Raw genomic sequence first — 18,789 nt, forward strand, 5'->3', positions numbered from 1 at the left:
CTTTTAACGTTGACGGTCTTGCGCACGAAGTTTGAGCTGTTTGGACTGGATATGCAGGCTGGCGCGTACCAGCAGTTCACGGTCATCCTCGCGGAGCCGCACATAGTCGAGCATCACGTGGGTACCGTGCTCGCTCGGTTCCAGCTGCTTGACCTGGCCGTAGCAGTAGACGGCGGACGCCTCTTCGCGCAGGAAGATCTTGAGCCGCACTATCTGGTGCAGGTGTGGCACCTCGCCGTGGCCCTGATGGGGATGCAGATAGGTCAGCTGGCCAGCACCAAAGCGCAGAGTGTGAAAGCGATGTTCCGGGTGATCCTGTACCGACAGCACATAGCCCATGATCATGTCGATCTTGCGCGACTGCTGGTTGATGATCTCCACCAGATCGTGCATCGAATCGTTCTGATTGCGGATCAGGCGGCTGGTCACCATGTCGATGGAGGTAATGGCGGAGGCGATGCGAAAGGGTTCGGGCAGCTCGGCCTCCAGTGCTTCCAGCGAGGGCAGATGAAAGTCACCGGGCATGGGGATCACATTGACCGGTGTGGCATGGGTGACACTGAAGAACTGTTCCTGCATGGAGGCTATCCCTTGTTGTCATAGACGGTTTCCCTTTATTATCCGGTATCTTATTTTGTTGGCAATGTAGATATCCTTGAAGACTGGACTTTTTCAGCCACTGTCGCTGGCCATCGGCCTGCGTTATGCAGGCTCGCGACGCAGCAATCGCTTCGTTTCATTTATCTCCCTGTTTTCCACTTTCGGCATCGCCATCGGGGTCGCCGCCCTGATGGTGGTCATCTCGGTGATGAACGGTTTTGAAGGGCAGCTCAAGGGGCGCATCCTGGGGGTGATCCCCCATGTGGTGGTGACCAGCCCGGCGGGGCGCATCGATGCCGCGCCGCAGGGCCTGCCGGACCTGGCCAGGCTGCCGCACGTGATTGCCCATGCCCCCATGCTCGACAGTGAAGGCATGCTGCAAAGCCCCGGTCAGCTCACCGGCGTCAGTGTGCAGGGTATCGATCCCGCCCAGTGGCCCAAGGACGACATCCTGCACGTCCAGATGCAGATGGGGCGTCTGGACAGCCTGCAGGCCGGCGAATACCACATAGTGCTGGGGCAGGGGGTGGCCAATCGCCTCAAGGTCTCCATGGGCGACCAGGTCCGTCTGATCCTGACCGAAGGCACCCGCTTCACCCCGTTTGGTCGGGTACCGGCCCAGCGCCTCTTTACCGTCTCCGGCATCTTCGGGGTCGGCGCCGATGTGGACAGCCAGGTCGCCCTGATTGCGCTGGGGGATGCCCAGCGGATGCTGCGCCTGCCTGCGGATCAGGTGGGCGGCATCCGCCTCTGGCTGGATGACCCCTTCGCCGCCGACGAGGTGGTGAAGACGGCGCTGCCGGACGGGCTGGAGTGGCAGGACTGGCGCCGCGAGCGCGGCGAGCTGTTCCAGGCGGTGGCCATGGAAAAACGGATGATGGGATTGATGCTGGTGCTGATCATCGCGGTTGCCACCTTCAACATCCTCTCAGCCCTGGTGATGGTGGTGACCGACAAGGAAGGGGAGGTGGCCATCCTGCGCACCATGGGTATGAGCGAGGCCGGCATCGTCAAGATCTTCATGGTGCTGGGGGCCTCCAGCGGCGTCATCGGCGCCCTGTTCGGCGGTCTGGCTGGACTGGCGCTCTCCATGGGGCTCAACCCCTTGCTCGATGCGGTGGGGCTCAACCTCTACATGACGGCCGGCGGCTCGGGCCTGCCGGTCATCGTCGAACCCGCCCAGGTCGTGACCATTTTGCTGGGCGCCGTGCTGCTCAGCTTCAGCGCCACCCTCTACCCGGCGGCCCGTGCGGCCCGTGTCAAACCGGCCGAGGCGCTGCGTTATGAATAATTCATCTTCTGTTGTTACTGGTACCGGCGTTGCTGCCGGCACCAGCGTTGTTACAGGTGCAAGTGGAGCCTCCTTTATGAATCAATCCGTCTCCTGCGAGCCGCTGCTGCGCTGCCAGGCCCTCAACCATGTCTACAAAGAGGGCGATCTGGAGACCCAGGTACTCAAGGGCATCGATCTTAGCGTGGCACCCGGCGAGATGCTGGCGGTTGTGGGCAGCTCGGGTTCCGGCAAAACCACCCTGCTGCACCTGATGGGGGCGCTCGACAACCCCTCCAGCGGCGCCGTGCTGTTCAAGGGGCAGGACATCCATCGCTGGGACAGCCGTACCCAGGCGAAGTTTCGCAATCAGGAACTGGGTTTCGTTTACCAGTTCCACCACCTGCTCTCCGAGTTCAGCGCGCTGGAAAATGCCGCCATGCCGCTGCTGATCGCCGGTGAGTCGGTGAAGAGCGCGACCGACAAGGCGAGCCGGATGCTGGGGCGGGTAGGGCTCTCCCACCGTCTCAACCACAGACCGTCCGAGCTTTCCGGTGGCGAGCGCCAGCGGGTCGCCATCGCCCGTGCCCTGGTCAACGAACCCAGCCTGGTGCTGGCAGACGAGCCCACCGGCAACCTGGATCACGCCAGCGCCACCGCCGTTTATGAGCTGCTCTGCGAGCTCAACCGCGAGCTCGGCACCGCGTTCGTGGTGGTGACCCACGATCTCAGCCTGGCAGCCAAGCTCCATCGCCGGGTGACCCTGGTGAGCGGCGTGATGGCGGAGGTCGCCTGATGTTCAAACCGCTGCCCCTGTTTCTGGGCCTGCGTTACAGCCGCTCTCGCCGTCGCAACGGCTTCATCGCCTTTATCTCCGCCTCCTCCCTCATTGGCATCGCCCTCGGGGTGATGGCGCTGATCCTGGGACTCTCCGCCATGAATGGCTTTGAGCGAGAGCTCAAGAACCGGGTGCTCTCCGTGGTGCCTCACGGCGAGCTGATGGGGATGGAAGCTCCACTCCCCAACTGGCCCAAGCTGCGGGACTACCTGCTGGCCCAGCCCGGGGTGGAGGCTGCCGCCCCGGTGATCCGGCTCGACGGCCTGCTGGAGCACGGCAGTGCCCTCAAGGGGCTGCAGGTGCGCGCCGTGTTGCCGGAGCTGGAAGCCAATCTGTCCGATGCGGGCAACTACATGACGGGGCGTGGTCTGCGCGAGCTGGAAGCCGGCGAGCACGGCCTCATCCTCGGCAAGACCATCGCCGACAAGCTGGGGGTCAAGATAGGGGACACTGTCACCTTGTTGCTGCCCCAGGGCAGCGATGCAGCCGGCATCAAGAACCCGAAGCGCGAGTCTCTCAAGGTGGTGGGGCTGCTCGAGATCGGTGGCCAGCTTGATGGGGTGCTCGGCTTCATGCATCTGGCGGATGCCCAGGCCATTACCGGCATGGGCAGTGCGATAGAGGGCTTCAGCCTCAAGGTGAACGACGTGCTCAAGGCGCAGTCCATCACGGTGGCAGCCGCCCAGAAGTTCCCGCACTACGTCTACATCAGCAGCTGGATGAGCCGCCAGGGTTATCTCTATCAGGACATCCAGATGGTGCGCACCGTGATGTACGTAGTGATGCTGATGGTGGTAGCGGTGGCCTGTTTCAACATCGTCTCCACCCTGGTGATGGCGGTGAACGAGAAGCGTAGCGAGATCGCCATCTTGAAGACCATGGGGGCGAGCCCGGGCCAGATCCGGCTCACCTTTGTCATTCAGGGAATGGTAAACGGGGTGGCGGGTGCCTTGCTCGGCGCCCTGCTGGGCGGCCTGCTCTCCAGCAAGCTGACCCAGATCCTGGGTGTCATCGAGAAGCTCATTGGTCACCGCTTCCTCAACCCGGACATCTATTTCATCGACTTCCTGCCGACCGAACTGCACATTCAGGACTTGCTCATCGTGACCGGCGCCGCCATCCTGATGAGCCTGCTGGCCACCCTCTACCCCGCCTGGCGGGCAAGCGGACTGGTGCCGTCGCGCGAGTTGGGACACTGATAGGCGGCATCTTGTCTGCTGATAAAAACGAAGGGCCCGTCGGTGCAAACCGGAGGGCCCTGCTGTTTTGAGGGGCGCTGGCTGGTTTAGTGGGCGTTGAGTTCATCCAGCGGCAGCGAGAAGCTCGCCACGAAGATGTCGATGAAGTAGCGCATCTCGTCGCTCATCCGGGCCGCCAGCATCTGCTCGAGGCGCTTGCGCGCCGGCTCGAACTCCCGGTTGCCGGCATTGATCTCTTCCAGGCACTTGGTATAGGCGCAGAGGGTATCGGCATCCTTCACCAGCCTGGCCAGCTCGCCATCCTGGGCTGCCGAATCGAGCAGCGGGCGAAAGTCCTCGACCAGCTCCGGCGGCAACATGCCGAGCAGGCGCTGCTCGGCGGCCAGTTCAATCTTCTTGTATTCGCGGGCAATCTCGGGATTGAAGTACTTGACCGGGGTGGGCAGATCGCCGGTCAGTACCTCGCTGCTGTCGTGATAGAGGGCCATGACGGCGGCGCGATCGGCATCCACGCGGCCACCAAAGAGCCGGTTTTTGATGAGGCCGAGGGCGTGGGCCACCATGGCTACCTGCAAACTGTGCTCGGCGATGTTTTCGGGCTGGATGTTGCGCATCAGCGGCCAGCGGTAGATGAGCTTCATGCGGGCGAGATTGGCGAAGAAGTGGCTGGGCAGCATGGATGACCTCGAAGATGGCAATGAAAAAGGGCAGACCCTAGTCTGCCCTTTTTTACGGCTGGCGGCATCGCCTTCAGCGAATATAACGGCCGGATTCTGCTTCCTGATTGGTGACGATCATCTGGCCGATAGGGGCCAGGCTGATGAGCGCCAGCTTGAGGTGCTGGATGCCGAAGGGGATGCCGACGATGGTGACGAAGCAGGCTAGCGCCGAGGCGATGTGGCCGATGGCCAGCCAGATCCCGATCAGCACGAACCAGATGATGTTGCCAATCAGCCCCATGGTACCGGTACCCATGTCGCTCAGACCGGTCATGGTCTTGCGGTTGACCGCCTGCTTGCCGAACGGGAAGAAGGTGAAGGTGCCGATGACGAAACAGGCGCGTCCCCAGGGGATCCCGATGAGGGAGATAAAACAGATCAGCCCGGCCAGCCACCAGGCCAGCCCCATGAAGACGCCTCCCAGTACGAACCAGAGCAGATTGAACAAGAAGCGGAAAAAGGCCATGTCGGTGACTCCAGACTTATCAAGATGGCTGCCACCATAACGAGCGATGGTCATGGACGCAATGGTTGAAGGGGCGGGGTGGACAATTTGGGTCGCAGGGGGTGAAAAGAGACCGCGATGGAGAGATATGAGGTGAAAAAGTAGGCTCTTGCACGAAAAAAGGTGAGCAAGTGCAAATTCTTGCGGCTTGCGTGCTTGAAGTCGGCCCCGCGATTCCCCATATAAGGGGCAGTTTGGCGGGAATTGTGCCATCCCCTGCCCGGTTGGGGGACGTGTGGCTCGACTCGATCAAAGTGCGCCGCTATAATGTCGCGTCATATTTTCTCATCACAAAGACAGTCGTTGTCTTTATAAACAGGAAGACTCCGGGCTTTGCCCAGGGGCAATAAAGGGTCAGCACGCAGTGCTGAGTTGAACGAGGTAGAAGAATGCAAGTTTCTGTAGAGACAACCCAGGGTCTGGAACGCCGTCTTACCATCACCGTACCGGCCGCTACCGTTGACGCCGCCGTGCGCAAAGAATTGAACGGCCTGGCCAAAACCCGTCGCATCGACGGTTTCCGTCCTGGCAAGGCTCCGGTTGCCATCATCAAGAAGATGTTCGGCGCCATGGCTCATGCTCGCGTTGCTGACGAAATGATGCAGAGCAACTTCATCAAGGCCATCATCGAAAACAAACTGAGCCCGGCCGGTGCCCCGACCATGGATCCGAAAGAGATCCAGGAAGGTCAGGACTTCGAATTCACCGCGACCTTCGAAGTGTACCCCGAGTTTGAAGTGGCTGGCCTCGAGACCATCAAGGTCGAGAAGCCGGTTGCTACCGTGAAGGATGAAGATCTGGCCAACATGATCGACACCCTGCGCAAGCAGCACGCTACCTGGAGTGAAGTGGACGCCGCCGCTGCCGATGGCATGCGTGTGACCATGGACTTCGTCGGTTCCATCGACGGTGAAGAGTTCGACGGCGGCAAGGCCGAAGGCTTCAACCTGGTACTGGGTGCCGGTCGCATGATCCCGGGCTTCGAAGACGCCATCATGGGCAAGAAAGCTGGCGACGAGTTCACCATCGACGTGACCTTCCCGGCTGACTACCACGCTGAAAACCTGAAAGGCAAAGCCGCCAAGTTCGCTTCCAAGCTGAACAAGGTTGAAGAGCAAATCCTGCCTGAGCTGACCGAAGAGTTCGTCAAGCGTTTCGGCATCGAGAGCGGCAACGTTGAAGAGCTGAAAGCCGAAGTGCGCAAGAACATGGAGCGCGAACTGGCTCAAGCCCTGAAAAACAGCGTGAAAGAGCAGGTTCTGAACGGTCTGGTTGAAGCCAACCAGATCGATCTGCCGAAGGCTGCCGTTGCTCAGGAAATCGATGCCCTGCGTCAGCAGGCGCTGCAGCGTTTCGGCGGCTTCCAGGGCGGCAACGCTCCTGAACTGCCAGCCGAGCTGTTCCAGGGCCAGGCCGAGCGTCGTGTACGCGTAGGTCTGCTGCTGGGCGACGTGATCCGTACCAACGAGATCAAGGCTGATGAAGCGCGCGTCAACAGCATCATCGAATCCATGGCCACTGCCTACGAAGATCCGAAGGAAGTGATCGAGTACTACCAGAAGAACGAACAGATGCTGAACGGCGTTCGCAACCTGGCAGTTGAAGATCAAGCCATCGACCTGATCCTGTCCAAGGCCCAGGTGACCGAGAAGGAAGTTGCATTTGACGAAGTGATCAACAAGTCCGGTGCCGCTGCCTAAGAACATTTGACTTAAGGTCAAGACTGTTAAGTATAATGGCTCGTGTGATCTCCACTCGGGCCATTTTATTTTAGGGACAATGCCTTATGTACAAGAACTATAACGATGTGACTGAATCCCCACGCAATGCGCTCATCCCGATGGTGGTAGAGCAAACCGCGAAAGGGGAGCGTTCCTACGACATCTATTCTCGTCTGCTGAAGGAGCGGGTGATCTTCCTGACCGGTCAGGTTGAAGATCACATGGCGAATCTGGTGGTGGCTCAGCTCTTGTTCCTGGAGTCTGAAAATCCGGATCAGGACATCAGCATCTACATCAACTCTCCGGGTGGGGCCGTCACTGCAGGTATGTCCATTTATGACACCATGCAGTTCATCAAGCCGGACGTCAGCACGGTGTGCATGGGGCAGGCCTGCTCCATGGGTGCCTTCCTGCTGGCCGGTGGTGCCAAGGGCAAGCGTTTCTGCCTGCCCAATGCCCGCGTGATGATCCACCAGCCGCTGGGCGGTTTCCAGGGCCAGGCATCTGATATCCAGATCCATGCCCAGGAGATCCTGAAGATCAAGAATACCCTGAACGAGCGTCTGGCCTTCCATACCGGTCAGGACATGGCCACCATCGAGCGTGACACCGACCGTGACAACTTCATGTCGGCCGAGCAGGCCGTGGCCTATGGTCTGGTTGACGGTGTCCTGAGCCGCCGCGGCTGAGCCACGAGCTAGCCCGTACCATCATCGAGGGCATCATCTGGTTTGATGATGCCCTCAATCGGCAGATCAGGCATGGGCAGGGTGTTCCGGACTGTTGTAAACTCAACAGGACAATCCATCCTCTATTGATAAAACGAGGTTGCTGAATGACAGAAAAACGCAAGGGTGAGGGTGATAAGCTGCTCTACTGCTCTTTTTGCGGCAAAAGCCAGCATGAAGTGCGCAAGCTGATCGCTGGCCCTTCCGTCTACATATGTGATGAGTGTGTCGAGCTGTGCAACGACATCATCCGCGAAGAGATCCGCGAGATCTCGCCCAAGCGCGATGGTAGCGAGCTGCCGACCCCTCATGAAATCCGCGCTCATCTGGATGACTATGTGATCGGGCAGGAGTACGCCAAGAAGGTGCTGGCGGTAGCCGTCTACAACCACTACAAGCGGCTGCGCAGCGGCAGCGAGTCCGGTGGTGTAGAGCTTGGCAAATCCAACATCCTGCTGATCGGTCCGACCGGCAGTGGCAAGACCCTGCTGGCTGAAACCCTGGCTCGTCTGCTGGATGTTCCCTTCACCATGGCCGACGCCACCACCCTGACCGAAGCCGGTTATGTGGGCGAGGACGTGGAGAACATCATCCAGAAGCTGCTGCAGAAGTGCGACTACGACGTAGAGAAGGCCCAGCGTGGCATCGTCTACATCGACGAGATCGACAAGATCTCCCGCAAGTCGGACAACCCCTCCATTACCCGCGACGTGTCCGGGGAAGGGGTGCAGCAGGCCCTGCTCAAGCTGATCGAAGGGACCATCGCTTCCGTGCCGCCGCAAGGTGGTCGCAAGCACCCGCAGCAGGAGTTCTTGCAGGTTGATACCTCCAAGATCCTGTTCATCTGTGGTGGCGCCTTTGCCGGTTTGGACAAGGTGATCGAGCAGCGCTCCGTCAAGGGCACCGGCATCGGTTTTGGTGCCGAGGTCAAGTCCAAGAGCGCCAAGGCAACCTTGAGCGAGAGCTTTGCCAAGGTGGAGCCGGAAGATCTGATCAAATACGGTCTGATCCCCGAGTTCATTGGCCGCCTGCCGGTGGTAGCGACCCTGACCGAACTGGACGAGGCAGCCCTCATCCAGATCCTGAAAGAGCCGAAGAACGCGCTGACCAAGCAGTATGCCGCGCTGTTCGATCTGGAAGGGGTGGAACTGGAGTTCCGTGACGACGCGTTGAACGCCATCGCCCGCAAGGCGATGGAGCGTAAAACCGGTGCCCGCGGTCTGCGTTCCATCGTGGAAGCCGTGCTGCTCGATACTATGTATGACCTGCCGTCGCTGGACGGTGTCAGCAAGGTGGTGATCGACGAAACCGTGATCAAGGGGGACTCCGCGCCCTTGATGATCTACGAAAATCCCGAGACCCAGGCCGCCGCATCAGAGTAAATGTCTGATTTTTAATCAAATGAAAGGGGCTTTTTGCCCCTTTCATGCTTTTTGCGGTTTCGGCGATTGAATCTCATCTAAGCGCCCCCATATACTCAGCCAAGCGCTTTGCCAACGGTATAACAAGCCGAGAGGACATATATGAACCTAGAGCGTTCAGAACGCATCGAGATTCCCGTCCTGCCTCTTCGTGACGTGGTGGTTTACCCCCACATGGTCATTCCACTCTTTGTGGGGCGGGAAAAATCCATTCGCTGTCTGGAAGCGGCCATGGAGCAGGACAAGAAAGTTCTGCTGGTGGCCCAGAAGGATGCGTCAACCGATGAGCCGACGGTGGAGGAGATCTTCTCCGTCGGGACAGTGGCCAATATTCTACAGATGCTCAAGCTGCCCGATGGCACCGTCAAGGTGCTGGTGGAAGGGGGCCAGCGTGCCCGTCTTGAGCGGATGATCGACGACCGGGACTTCTTCGTTGGCGAGGCGCAGTACATCGCCTCCAAGGCGATTGAGGAGAAGGACCAGGATGTACTGGTGCGCTCCGCCATCGGTCAGTTCGAAGGCTATATCAAGCTCAACAAGAAGATCCCGCCCGAGGTGCTCACCTCGATTTCGGCGATCGATGATGCGGCGCGCCTGGCCGATACCATGGCCGCCCACATGCCGCTCAAGCTCGAAGACAAGCAGAAGGTGCTGGAAATCGCCTCCGTGTCCGAGCGCATCGAGTTTCTGATGGCCATGATGGAGTCGGAGATTGACCTGCTGCAGGTCGAGAAACGCATCCGCTCCCGGGTCAAGAAGCAGATGGAGAAGAGCCAGCGCGAGTACTATCTCAACGAGCAGATGAAGGCCATCCAGAAAGAGCTGGGTGAGCTGGAAGACAGCCCGGATGAGTTCGAAGCCCTCAATCGCAAGATTGAAGAGGCCGGCATGCCGGAAGATGCCCGTGAGAAGGCGCAGGCCGAGCTTGCCAAGCTGAAGATGATGTCGCCCATGTCGGCCGAGGCCACCGTGGTGCGCAGCTACGTCGACTGGATGGTACAGGTGCCGTGGAAGGCGCGCTCCAAGGTCAAGAAAGACCTGGGCAAGGCGCAAGAGGTGCTGGATGCCGACCACTATGGCCTGGAGAAGGTCAAGGATCGCATTCTCGAGTATCTGGCGGTGCAGGCGCGCGTCAACAAGCTCAAGGGACCGATCCTCTGTCTGGTAGGGCCTCCCGGCGTGGGCAAGACCTCGCTCGGTCAGTCCATCGCCAAGGCCACCGGTCGCAAATATGTGCGCATGGCGCTCGGCGGGGTGCGTGACGAAGCGGAGATCCGTGGTCACCGCCGTACTTATATCGGCTCCATGCCCGGCAAGCTCATCCAGAAGATGGCGAAAGTCGGCGTGAAGAACCCGCTGTTCCTGCTCGATGAAATCGACAAGATGAGCTCGGACATGCGTGGCGATCCCGCCTCAGCCCTGCTGGAAGTGCTGGATCCCGAGCAGAACAACAGTTTCAACGATCACTATCTGGAAGTGGATTATGACCTGTCGGACGTGATGTTCGTGGCCACCTCCAACTCCATGAACATCCCGGGTCCGCTGCTGGACCGGATGGAAGTGATCCGCCTCTCCGGTTACACCGAAGATGAGAAGCTCAACATCGCCAAGCAGCATCTGGTCTCCAAGCAGATCCAGCGCAACGGCCTGAAAGAGTCCGAGATCACCATCGAGGATTCCGCTCTGGTCGGGGTGATCCGCTACTACACCCGCGAGGCGGGGGTGCGGAGTCTGGAGCGCGAGATCTCCAAGATTTGTCGCAAGGCGGTCAAGCGCATCCTGCTGGACAAGAGCATCAAGCATGTTCAGGTCAATCAGGCCAACCTCAAGGAGTTCCTCGGGGTGCAGCGCTTTGACTACGGCAAGGCCACCGATCAGAACCAGGTGGGTCAGGTGTGTGGTCTGGCGTGGACCGAAGTGGGGGGCGATCTGCTTACCATCGAAACCACCAACATGCCGGGCAAGGGCAAGCTCACCTATACAGGTTCCCTGGGTGACGTGATGCAGGAGTCCATCCAGGCCGCCATGACGGTGGTACGGGCCCGTGCCGAGAAGCTGCGCATCAATGCCGACTTCTACGAGAAGCGCGATATCCACGTGCACGTACCGGAAGGGGCGACCCCGAAAGACGGTCCGAGCGCCGGTATCGCCATGTGTACCGCCCTGGTCTCCAGCTTGACCGGTAATCCGGTTCGTGCTGATGTGGCCATGACGGGGGAGATCACCTTGCGCGGCGAAGTGCTGCCTATTGGCGGCCTCAAAGAGAAGCTGCTGGCAGCCCATCGCGGTGGCATCAAGCGGGTGCTGATCCCGAAAGAGAACGAGCGTGACCTCGAGGAGATCCCGGACAACGTCAAACAAGACCTTGAAATCTATCCGGTTCGCTGGATTGACGAGGTGCTGGAATTGGCGTTGCAGGACAATCCGCAAGGGTTTGAGCGCGTTTCTGTCGTGTAAATGTTGATGCGCCGCAAATTTGGCGCATTCGGGGGGTGGTTAAGGCTTGCATGCGCCGGATAACGGAAGTAGCCTTGACCACCGATCGGGTACTCATGATGAGTCGCAATGCGTGATGTGGCGCGGGTTTGCGCTAGATTGTCACTTGCAACTGATCAGGAGGCTTGCTATAAAACCTCCACTTGTTGTGGCCAGGGAAATCGGCGCCGCAGCGATGTTCGATAAAAGGGGAATATAAGAGTGAATAAATCTCAACTGATTGACAAGATTGCAGACGGTGCTGATATCTCCAAAGCCGCTGCTGGCCGTGCGCTGGATGCTTTCATTGACGCCGTGGGTGAAGCCCTGAAAGAGGGTGACCAGGTTGCTCTGGTAGGTTTCGGTACTTTCGCCGTGCGCGAGCGTGCTGCCCGTTCTGGCCGTAACCCGCAAACTGGCGCGACCATCGAAATCGCCGCTGGTAAAGTTCCTGCCTTCAAAGCCGGTAAGGCCCTGAAAGACGCTGTCAACTAAGCCGGGCGCTGATATCACATCGGCCACCGTCCTTGGTCACAGACCAGACAAGTGAGAGGGCTCTCCCTCATACTGATTGACCAAGGCGCATCGCAATCGGTGCGCCTTTTCATTATTTACGCCCATCGAGTTCGGGAGCATAAGTACAAACATGATGTTGGATAAACTACGCGAAGGGGCGCAGGGCAAGGTAGCCAAGGTTATCTTGGGCCTGATCATCCTCTCCTTTGCCTTGGCCGGTGTAGGTAGCTACCTCAACGGCCCGGCTCGTACCGCCCCCGCCACCGTCAACGGCAATGACATCAGCTCCGCTGCGCTGGAAAATGCCTATCGCAACGAGCGGGCCCGCATGGAATCCCAAATGGGGGAGTCTTTCAGCCAGTTGGCCGCCAATCCTGACTACATGAAGCAGTTCCGCCGTGGCGTGCTGGACCGTCTGATCGATCAGGCCCTGTTCGACAGCAAGGCCCGTGAACTGGGTCTGCGCGTCAGCGATGAGCAGATCAAGCAGGCCATCGTCGCCATGCCCGAGTTTGCCGAAGATGGCAAGTTCAACAACGATCGCTATCTGCAACTGATCCGCCGTGCCGGCATGACCCCGGAGATGTTCCGTGACTCCCTGCGCCAGGACATGGTTCGCCAGCAATTGATGGGCGCCCTGCTGGGTACCGAATTTGCACTCAAGGGTGAAGCCGAGCAACTGGACAAGCTCTACAACCAGACTCGCGATCTGCGTCTGGTGCGCCTGGCCGCATCTGCCTACCTGGGGGACGTGAACGTTTCCGATGAAGAGGTGGAGCAGTACTACAAGGCCAACAGCAGCCACTTCATGAATGATGAGCAGGTCAAGGTTGACTACCTGCTGCTGGACGCCGCCACCCTTGGCAAAGACGTCAAGGTGAGCGAGCAGGATGCCCAGGATTACTACGATCAGCATCAGGATCTGTTCCAGCGTGCCGAGCGTCGTCATGTGGCTCATATCCTGATCCCGTTCGGCAAGGACGAGAAAGCCGCTGAGCAGAAGGCCGAGGCCGTGCTGGCCAAAGCCAAGGCCGGTGACGATTTCGCCGCGCTGGCCAAGGCTGACTCTTCCGATACCTTCTCCGCCAAGAAGGGCGGTGAGCTGGATTGGTTCGAGAAAGGGGTGATGGATCCGGCGTTCGAGAAGGCCGCGTTTGCACTGGCCAAGGCCGGCGATCTCTCCACCGTGGTGAAGAGCCCGTTTGGTTTCCACGTCATCAAGCTGCTGGGGGTTGAACCGGCCCAGACCAAGCCGTTTGTCGATGTGAAAGCAGAGACCATCAGCCGTCTGCAGGCAGACAAGGCCAAGGAGCTGTTCTTTGCCGAGCAGCAGAAGATGGCCGACAGCAGCTTCGAGAACCCGGATTCGCTGGACTTGACCGCCGAGACCATGGGTCTGAAGGTGCAGTCCACCGGTTACTTCAGCCAGGCTGATGCACCGGCACCGCTGAACGATCCCAAGGCACTCTCCGCCGCCTTCTCCGAGCAGTTGCGCGATGACAACACCAACTCCGACGTGATCGAACTGGCAGATGGCAAGGCGCTGGTCATGCACATCACCGGTCACCAGCCGAAAGCGGCCAAACCGCTGGCGGAGGTGAAAGAGCAGGTGATTGCCGCCATCAAGCACGACAAGGCCAGTGAAGTGGCCCGTGGCAAGGCGCAGGGTCTGCTGGACAAGCTCAAGGCTGGCGAGAATATCCAGGCCGAGCTGACCGCGCTGGGTCTGAAGGTGGAGAATCATGATGGGGTAGCCCGCTTCGCTCAGGATCTGGATCAGAACCTGGTGGCGCAGGCCTTCCGCATGCCTCATCCGATCGACGGCAAGCCGAGCGTCGAGCTGGTGACCGAAGCCAATGGCGACCGCGTGGTGGTTGCGCTGGACAAGGTGACAGTCGCCAAGGAGCCGTCTGGCATGGCCAAGCTGCTGCAAGGCCAGCTGGGTCAGGGCAAGGCTCAGGTGAGCTACAAGTCTCTCATCGACGAGCTGCGCAAGTCTGCCAAGATCGAGTACTTCACCGATGTGGAAGCCACGGTCGAATAAGTCGAACCGACTCCAATCCATGTGAAAACGGCCCCTTGATGGGGCCGTTTCTTTATCTGCGAGGCGCCGTTCAGTTTCCTTTCTGGCGGGATGACAACCGGCCCTGGCAGGGGGAAGGGCATATGGCACACGGGATGATCCGTATCGTCCGGCAGATATCACAGGCATAAAAAAACCGGCACTGAGGTGCCGGTTTTCATTGACGGGATGTGCGGGTAGGAGGGGTTACACCACGCCTTGGGTGCGCAGGTAATCCTCGTAGGTGCCGCCGAAGTCGCGGATGCCATCTTCAGTCAGCTCCAGGATGCGGGTCGCCAGGGAGGAGACGAACTCACGGTCGTGGGAGACGAAGATCAGGGTGCCCTTGTACATCTCCAGCGCCAGGTTCAAGGATTCGATGGATTCCATGTCCAGGTGGTTGGTCGGCTCATCCATGATCAGGATGTTGGGGCGCTGCATCATCAGCTTGCCAAACAGCATGCGGCCCTGCTCACCACCGGACAGCACCTTGACCGGCTTCTTGATGTCGTCCTGGGAGAACAGCAGACGGCCCAGTACGGAGCGTACCGCCTGCTCGTCTTCGTTTTCCTGTTTCCACTGGGCCATCCAGTCGAACACGTTGAGATCGGTGTCGAAGTCCTCGGCGTGATCCTGGGCGTAGTAACCGATCTGGGCGTTTTCGGACCACTTGATGGTGCCGGTGTCCGGTGCCAGCGCGCCCACCAGGGTTTTGATCAGGGTGGATTTACCGATCCCGTTGGTACCCAGAATGGCGACCTTCTCGCCCACTTCCAGCATCATGTTGAGGCCCTTGAACAGCGGAGCCTCGCCATAGCCTTTGGATACGCCTTCGATCTCCAGGATGTTGCGGTAGAGCTTCTTCTCCTGCTCGAAGCGGATGAAGGGGTTCTGCCGGCTGGAGACCTTCACTTCCTCAATCTTGATCTTGTCGATCTGCTTGAGGCGGGAGGTGGCCTGGCTGGACTTGGAGGCGTTGGCGCTGAAACGCGACACGAAGGATTGCAGATCGGCGATCTGGGCCTTCTTCTTGGCGTTGTCGGCCAGCAGGCGCTCACGGGCCTGGGTGGCGGCCGTCATGTACTCGTCGTAGTTGCCCGGGTAGACGCGCAGCTCGCCGTAGTCCAGATCCGCCATGTGGGTGCAGACGGAGTTCAGGAAGTGACGGTCGTGAGAGATGATGATCATGGTGCTCTCGCGATCGTTGAGCACCTGCTCCAGCCAGCGAATGGTGTTGATGTCCAGGTTGTTGGTCGGTTCGTCCAGCAACAGGATGTCGGGGTTGGAGAAGAGGGCCTGTGCCAGCAGCACCCGCAGTTTCCAGCCTGGTGCTACTTCGCTCATCGGACCGTTGTGCTGCTCGATGGGGATGCCGGCACCCAGCAGCAGCTCGCCCGCGCGGGATTCGGCAGTATAGCCGTCATACTCGGCGACCAGGCCTTCGAGCTCGGCGGCTTTCATGTAGTCGTCGTCGGTCGCTTCCAGGTTGGCGTAGATGGCATCGCGCTCGGCGATGGCGGCCCACAGCTCGGTGTGACCCATCATGACCACGTCCAGTACGCGCATCTCTTCGTAGGCGAACTGATCCTGACGCAGCTTACCGATGCGTTCGTTGACGTCCAGGCTCACATTACCGCCAGTGGGCTCCAGATCGCCGCCGAGGATCTTCATAAAGGTGGACTTGCCACAGCCGTTGGCACCGATAAGGCCGTAGCGGTTGCCGCCGCCAAACTTGACGCTGATGTTCTCAAACAGCGGCTTGGCGCCGAACTGCATGGTGATGTTGTTACTCGAAAGCACTGGAATGTCCCGGTTGATCTGTCAAATGGCGCGCATTATGGCACAGATCCCCCGAAAGTTTTAGCAAGAACTGTGATCCGGGCCTATTGCAGAGGGGATAGAGAGGGTGGTGCTGTGCGCTCGCGCCCCCTGGCGGCCATAGCCGCGTCGATCGGATTGCAACGGGCGCTGACCGCTGCCTGTCGGCATGAAAAAAGCCGGCCCTGGGGCCGGCTTGCAACCGTCAATCGAAGGTTCAGTGGGAGCTGGCGCTGGCTGCCCCCAGTCCGGTCTGGGAGCGGACGAACTGCGGGAAGAACTTGGCGTGCTCGTCGAGCGCATTTTGCGACTTGTCGGTGACCGAGAACAGCCAGATCCCGACGAAGGCCACCGCCATGGAGAAGAGGGCGGGGTACTCGTAGGGGAAGATGGCCTGAGCATGGCCCAACACCTTCACCCACACGGTCGGGCCCAGGATCATCAGGCTGACCGCGCTCACCAGCCCCAGCCAGCCGCCGTAGACGGCGCCGCGAGTGGTCAGGCGAGACCAGAACATGGAGAGGAACAGCACCGGGAAGTTGCAGCTGGCGGCGATGGAGAAGGCGAGCCCCACCATGAAGGCGATGTTCTGTTTCTCGAACAGGATGCCAAGGCCGATGGCCACCACACCCAGCACCACAGTGGTGTACTTGGAGACGCGCAGCTCGTCGGCTTCGTTGGCCTTGCCCTTCTTGATGACGCTGGCATAGAGGTCGTGGGAGACCGCCGAGGCGCCGGCCAGGGTCAGCCCGGCCACCACCGCCAGGATGGTGGCAAACGCCACGGCGGAGATGAAGCCGAGGAACAGGCTGCCGCCCACCGCATCGGCTAGGTGGATGGCGGCCATGTTGGTGCCGCCCAGCAGGGCGCCGGTGGCATCCTTGAAGTCCGGGTTGGTGCTGACCAGCAGGATGGCGCCAAAGCCGATGATGAAGGTCAGGATGTAGAAGTAGCCGATAAAGCCGGTGGCGTAGAACACGCTCTTGCGCGCTTCCTTGGCGTCACTCACGGTGAAGAAACGCATCAGGATGTGGGGCAGGCCGGCGGTGCCGAACATCAGTGCCAGACCCAGCGAGATGGCGGAGATGGGATCGGCGACCAGGCCACCCGGGCTCATGATGGCGATGCCCTTCTCATGCACCTTGACCGCTTCACTGAACAGGGTGCCGATGTCGAAGTTGACCGACTTCATCACCATGATGGCCATGAAGCTGGCACCGGAGAGCAGCATCACCGCCTTGATGATCTGCACCCAGGTGGTGGCCAGCATGCCGCCGAACAGCACGTAGAGCACCATCAGAATGCCGACCAGCACCACGGCCACATGGTATTGCAGGCCGAACAACAGTTCGATCAGCTTGCCGGCGCCCACCATCTGAGCGATCAGGTAGAGGGCGACCACCACCAGCGAGCCGCTGGCGGAGAGGGTACGCACCTCGGTCTGCTTGAGGCGGTAGGAGGCTACGTCGGCAAAGGTGTACTTGCCGAGGTTGCGCAGCCGCTCCGCGATCAGGAACAGGATGATGGGCCAGCCCACCAGAAAGCCGATGGAGTAAATCAGTCCATCGTAGCCGGAGGTGTAGACCAGCGCGGAGATGCCGAGGAAGGAGGCGGCTGACATGTAGTCACCGGCGATGGCCAGGCCATTCTGGAAGCCGGTGATGCGCCCGCCGGCGGCGTAGTAGTCGGAGGCGGAGCGGTTGCGCTTGGAGGCCCAGTAGGTGATGAACAGGGTGGCCGCCACGAAGATCACGAACATCACGATGGCGGAGATATTGAGCGGTTGGCGATGGACCTCGCCGGTCAGCGCATCGGCTGCCAGCAGGGGGGAGGAGGCCAGCGTGGCCAGCAACAGCAGAGACTTGCCTTTCATGATTTGGCTCCCTTGAGGATCTTCTGGTTCAGTTCGTCAAACTCGCCGTTGGCCCGAAACACATAGATGCCGGTCAACACGAAGGAGGAGACGATGAGGCCGACTCCGACCGGGATACCGCGGGTAATGGTGGACCCTTCGCTCAAGGGGGTGCCAAGCCAGCCGGGGGCGAAGGCGATGAGCATGATGAAGGCCAGATAGAGCCCCAGCATCAGGATGGAGAGGGACCAGGCAAAGCGCTGGCGCTTGGCGACCAGCTCCTGAAAGTTGGGATCTTTTTGGATCCGAAGATACGGTTGCTGTTCCATTGCAGTGCTCCATGACATTGAGTGTCGACGGTGAATGAAGGGAGGTCCCTACCGAGCAGCAGGACTGCTCATGTAATCAAAATGTGAATCAAATGTTATTCGTGGACAATTAGACTTTGGGATAAGCCAGTGGGCCGCCCCGGGTGAGGCGCAAGAAGATGAGGGCCGCGGTGATGGCATCGCTCAGGGCGTCGTGGGCGGGCAGGGCTGGCAGACCGATATGGCTGCTGATGGCGGCCAGATGCAGGTCAATGGCGGCATCGGGATAGCGGCGATAGAGGTGATCGTGGTAGAGCCGGCTCACCTCTATCCCGCGCTGCGCCAGGGTCAGCCCCCAGTATCGCTGGCAGGCGAGATTGAGGATGCGCAGGTCGTAGGCGATGTGATACCCCACCAGTTCGCGCGGGCCGATAAAGTCCAGAAGCAGGCGCAGCGCGGCTTCCAGCGTCATGCCCTGTTGCAGATCCTGATGGCGCAGACCGTGGATCACCACCGAGTGTTCGTTCAGGCTGGCCGGCGCTTGCACCCGGATGGACAGCGCCTCGCCGGTCAGCACCCGGTTGCCCTGGATGCGCACCGCGCCGATGGCGACGATCTCGGCCTGGTCCGGGTCCAGGCTGGTGGTCTCGAAGTCGAGTGCCACCCACTCGTCGGCGAGCGGGTCGGCATAGAGCGGGGCAAACGCCGGATCTTTGACACGGCGACCATACCAATGACGGCGCAGACGGCTCAACAT

At 60.0% G+C, this 18,789-nt stretch carries 16 protein-coding genes; 9 read left to right on the forward strand and 7 right to left on the reverse strand.

The window, feature by feature from the left end:
• Positions 1-3: 3 nt before the first annotated feature.
• Positions 4-579 carry a PilZ domain-containing protein gene (locus AACQ43_RS11490; RefSeq protein ID WP_168967333.1) on the reverse strand — a complete coding sequence of 192 codons (576 nt, stop codon included), beginning with the start codon at positions 577-579 and terminating at the stop codon, positions 4-6.
• Positions 580-655: 76 nt separating this feature from the next.
• On the opposite strand from AACQ43_RS11490, the gene AACQ43_RS11495 reads away from it, so the two are divergent.
• From AACQ43_RS11495 to lolE, 3 genes are all read left to right on the forward strand, one after another.
• Positions 656-1,891 (forward strand): lipoprotein-releasing ABC transporter permease subunit, encoded by a 1,236-nt coding sequence (locus tag AACQ43_RS11495; protein ID WP_168967334.1) that lies wholly within the window; start codon positions 656-658, stop codon positions 1,889-1,891.
• 76 nt (positions 1,892-1,967) lie between these two features.
• Positions 1,968-2,666 (forward strand): lipoprotein-releasing ABC transporter ATP-binding protein LolD, encoded by a 699-nt coding sequence (lolD, locus tag AACQ43_RS11500; RefSeq protein ID WP_043166342.1) that lies wholly within the window; start codon positions 1,968-1,970, stop codon positions 2,664-2,666.
• The gene (gene lolE / locus AACQ43_RS11505; protein WP_168967335.1) at positions 2,666-3,907 is read left to right on the forward strand and encodes a lipoprotein-releasing ABC transporter permease subunit LolE; all 1,242 of its coding nucleotides are present in this window, start codon (positions 2,666-2,668) and stop codon (positions 3,905-3,907) included. The genes lolD and lolE overlap by 1 nt, the downstream gene beginning before the upstream one ends.
• Positions 3,908-3,993: 86 nt before the next feature.
• Here the strand turns inward: lolE and yfbR are convergent, their stop codons facing one another.
• Entirely contained in the window at positions 3,994-4,584 is a 591-nt protein-coding gene (yfbR, locus tag AACQ43_RS11510) for a 5'-deoxynucleotidase (protein WP_168967336.1), read from the reverse strand.
• Positions 4,585-4,657: 73 nt separating this feature from the next.
• Complete coding sequence (locus AACQ43_RS11515) at positions 4,658-5,092, reverse strand: YccF domain-containing protein (RefSeq protein WP_011705879.1); 435 nt, start codon at positions 5,090-5,092, stop codon at positions 4,658-4,660.
• A gap of 428 nt (positions 5,093-5,520) precedes the next feature.
• Between AACQ43_RS11515 and tig the strand changes: the two genes are divergently transcribed.
• The 6 genes from tig (at position 5,521) to ppiD (ending at position 14,036) form a co-directional block, all read left to right on the forward strand.
• Positions 5,521-6,831: a trigger factor gene (gene tig / locus AACQ43_RS11520; RefSeq protein ID WP_016350912.1), complete on the forward strand. Its 1,311-nt coding sequence runs from the start codon at positions 5,521-5,523 to the stop codon at positions 6,829-6,831.
• Positions 6,832-6,917: 86 nt separating this feature from the next.
• The gene (clpP, locus tag AACQ43_RS11525; protein ID WP_005301526.1) at positions 6,918-7,541 is read left to right on the forward strand and encodes an ATP-dependent Clp endopeptidase proteolytic subunit ClpP; all 624 of its coding nucleotides are present in this window, start codon (positions 6,918-6,920) and stop codon (positions 7,539-7,541) included.
• A gap of 146 nt (positions 7,542-7,687) precedes the next feature.
• Entirely contained in the window at positions 7,688-8,962 is a 1,275-nt protein-coding gene (clpX, locus tag AACQ43_RS11530; RefSeq protein WP_005301524.1) for an ATP-dependent protease ATP-binding subunit ClpX, read from the forward strand.
• A 141-nt stretch (positions 8,963-9,103) separates the two neighbouring features.
• Entirely contained in the window at positions 9,104-11,458 is a 2,355-nt protein-coding gene (gene lon, locus AACQ43_RS11535) for an endopeptidase La (RefSeq protein ID WP_011705882.1), read from the forward strand.
• A 240-nt stretch (positions 11,459-11,698) separates the two neighbouring features.
• Positions 11,699-11,971, forward strand: coding sequence for a nucleoid-associated protein HU-beta (gene hupB / locus AACQ43_RS11540; RefSeq protein ID WP_005315375.1), 273 nt, complete (start codon positions 11,699-11,701; stop codon positions 11,969-11,971).
• Positions 11,972-12,122: 151 nt separating this feature from the next.
• Entirely contained in the window at positions 12,123-14,036 is a 1,914-nt protein-coding gene (ppiD, locus tag AACQ43_RS11545) for a peptidylprolyl isomerase (protein WP_168967337.1), read from the forward strand.
• A gap of 225 nt (positions 14,037-14,261) precedes the next feature.
• Here ppiD and AACQ43_RS11550 read toward each other — a convergent pair whose 3' ends face one another.
• The 4 genes from AACQ43_RS11550 to AACQ43_RS11565 all read right to left on the reverse strand — a co-directional run bounded on the left by AACQ43_RS11550 (position 14,262) and on the right by AACQ43_RS11565 (position 18,789).
• Positions 14,262-15,854: an ABC-F family ATPase gene (locus AACQ43_RS11550; RefSeq protein ID WP_011705884.1), complete on the reverse strand. Its 1,593-nt coding sequence runs from the start codon at positions 15,852-15,854 to the stop codon at positions 14,262-14,264.
• A 235-nt stretch (positions 15,855-16,089) separates the two neighbouring features.
• The gene (locus AACQ43_RS11555) at positions 16,090-17,745 is read right to left on the reverse strand and encodes a cation acetate symporter (RefSeq protein ID WP_017408234.1); all 1,656 of its coding nucleotides are present in this window, start codon (positions 17,743-17,745) and stop codon (positions 16,090-16,092) included.
• Complete coding sequence (locus AACQ43_RS11560) at positions 17,742-18,053, reverse strand: DUF485 domain-containing protein (protein ID WP_168967338.1); 312 nt, start codon at positions 18,051-18,053, stop codon at positions 17,742-17,744. The genes AACQ43_RS11555 and AACQ43_RS11560 overlap by 4 nt, the downstream gene beginning before the upstream one ends.
• A gap of 109 nt (positions 18,054-18,162) precedes the next feature.
• Complete coding sequence (locus AACQ43_RS11565; RefSeq protein WP_146062823.1) at positions 18,163-18,789, reverse strand: 3'-5' exonuclease; 627 nt, start codon at positions 18,787-18,789, stop codon at positions 18,163-18,165.

Source organism: Aeromonas sp. DNRA1, from assembly GCF_963888745.1.
Taxonomy (GTDB): domain Bacteria; phylum Pseudomonadota; class Gammaproteobacteria; order Enterobacterales; family Aeromonadaceae; genus Aeromonas; species Aeromonas hydrophila.

Bases quoted from the DNA above. Each gene is read 5' to 3' on its own strand.
- AACQ43_RS11490 (WP_168967333.1), bottom strand. From the start codon at position 579: ATGCAGGAACAGTTCTTCAGTGTCACCCATGCCACACCGGTCAATGTG.
- lolD (WP_043166342.1), top strand. From the start codon at position 1,968: ATGAATCAATCCGTCTCCTGCGAGCCGCTGCTGCGCTGCCAGGCCCTC.
- lolE (WP_168967335.1), top strand. From the start codon at position 2,666: ATGTTCAAACCGCTGCCCCTGTTTCTGGGCCTGCGTTACAGCCGCTCT.
- yfbR (WP_168967336.1), bottom strand. From the start codon at position 4,584: ATGCTGCCCAGCCACTTCTTCGCCAATCTCGCCCGCATGAAGCTCATC.
- AACQ43_RS11515 (WP_011705879.1), bottom strand. From the start codon at position 5,092: ATGGCCTTTTTCCGCTTCTTGTTCAATCTGCTCTGGTTCGTACTGGGA.
- tig (WP_016350912.1), top strand. From the start codon at position 5,521: ATGCAAGTTTCTGTAGAGACAACCCAGGGTCTGGAACGCCGTCTTACC.
- clpP (WP_005301526.1), top strand. From the start codon at position 6,918: ATGTACAAGAACTATAACGATGTGACTGAATCCCCACGCAATGCGCTC.
- clpX (WP_005301524.1), top strand. From the start codon at position 7,688: ATGACAGAAAAACGCAAGGGTGAGGGTGATAAGCTGCTCTACTGCTCT.
- lon (WP_011705882.1), top strand. From the start codon at position 9,104: ATGAACCTAGAGCGTTCAGAACGCATCGAGATTCCCGTCCTGCCTCTT.
- ppiD (WP_168967337.1), top strand. From the start codon at position 12,123: ATGATGTTGGATAAACTACGCGAAGGGGCGCAGGGCAAGGTAGCCAAG.
- AACQ43_RS11555 (WP_017408234.1), bottom strand. From the start codon at position 17,745: ATGAAAGGCAAGTCTCTGCTGTTGCTGGCCACGCTGGCCTCCTCCCCC.
- AACQ43_RS11560 (WP_168967338.1), bottom strand. From the start codon at position 18,053: ATGGAACAGCAACCGTATCTTCGGATCCAAAAAGATCCCAACTTTCAG.
- AACQ43_RS11565 (WP_146062823.1), bottom strand. From the start codon at position 18,789: ATGTTGAGCCGTCTGCGCCGTCATTGGTATGGTCGCCGTGTCAAAGAT.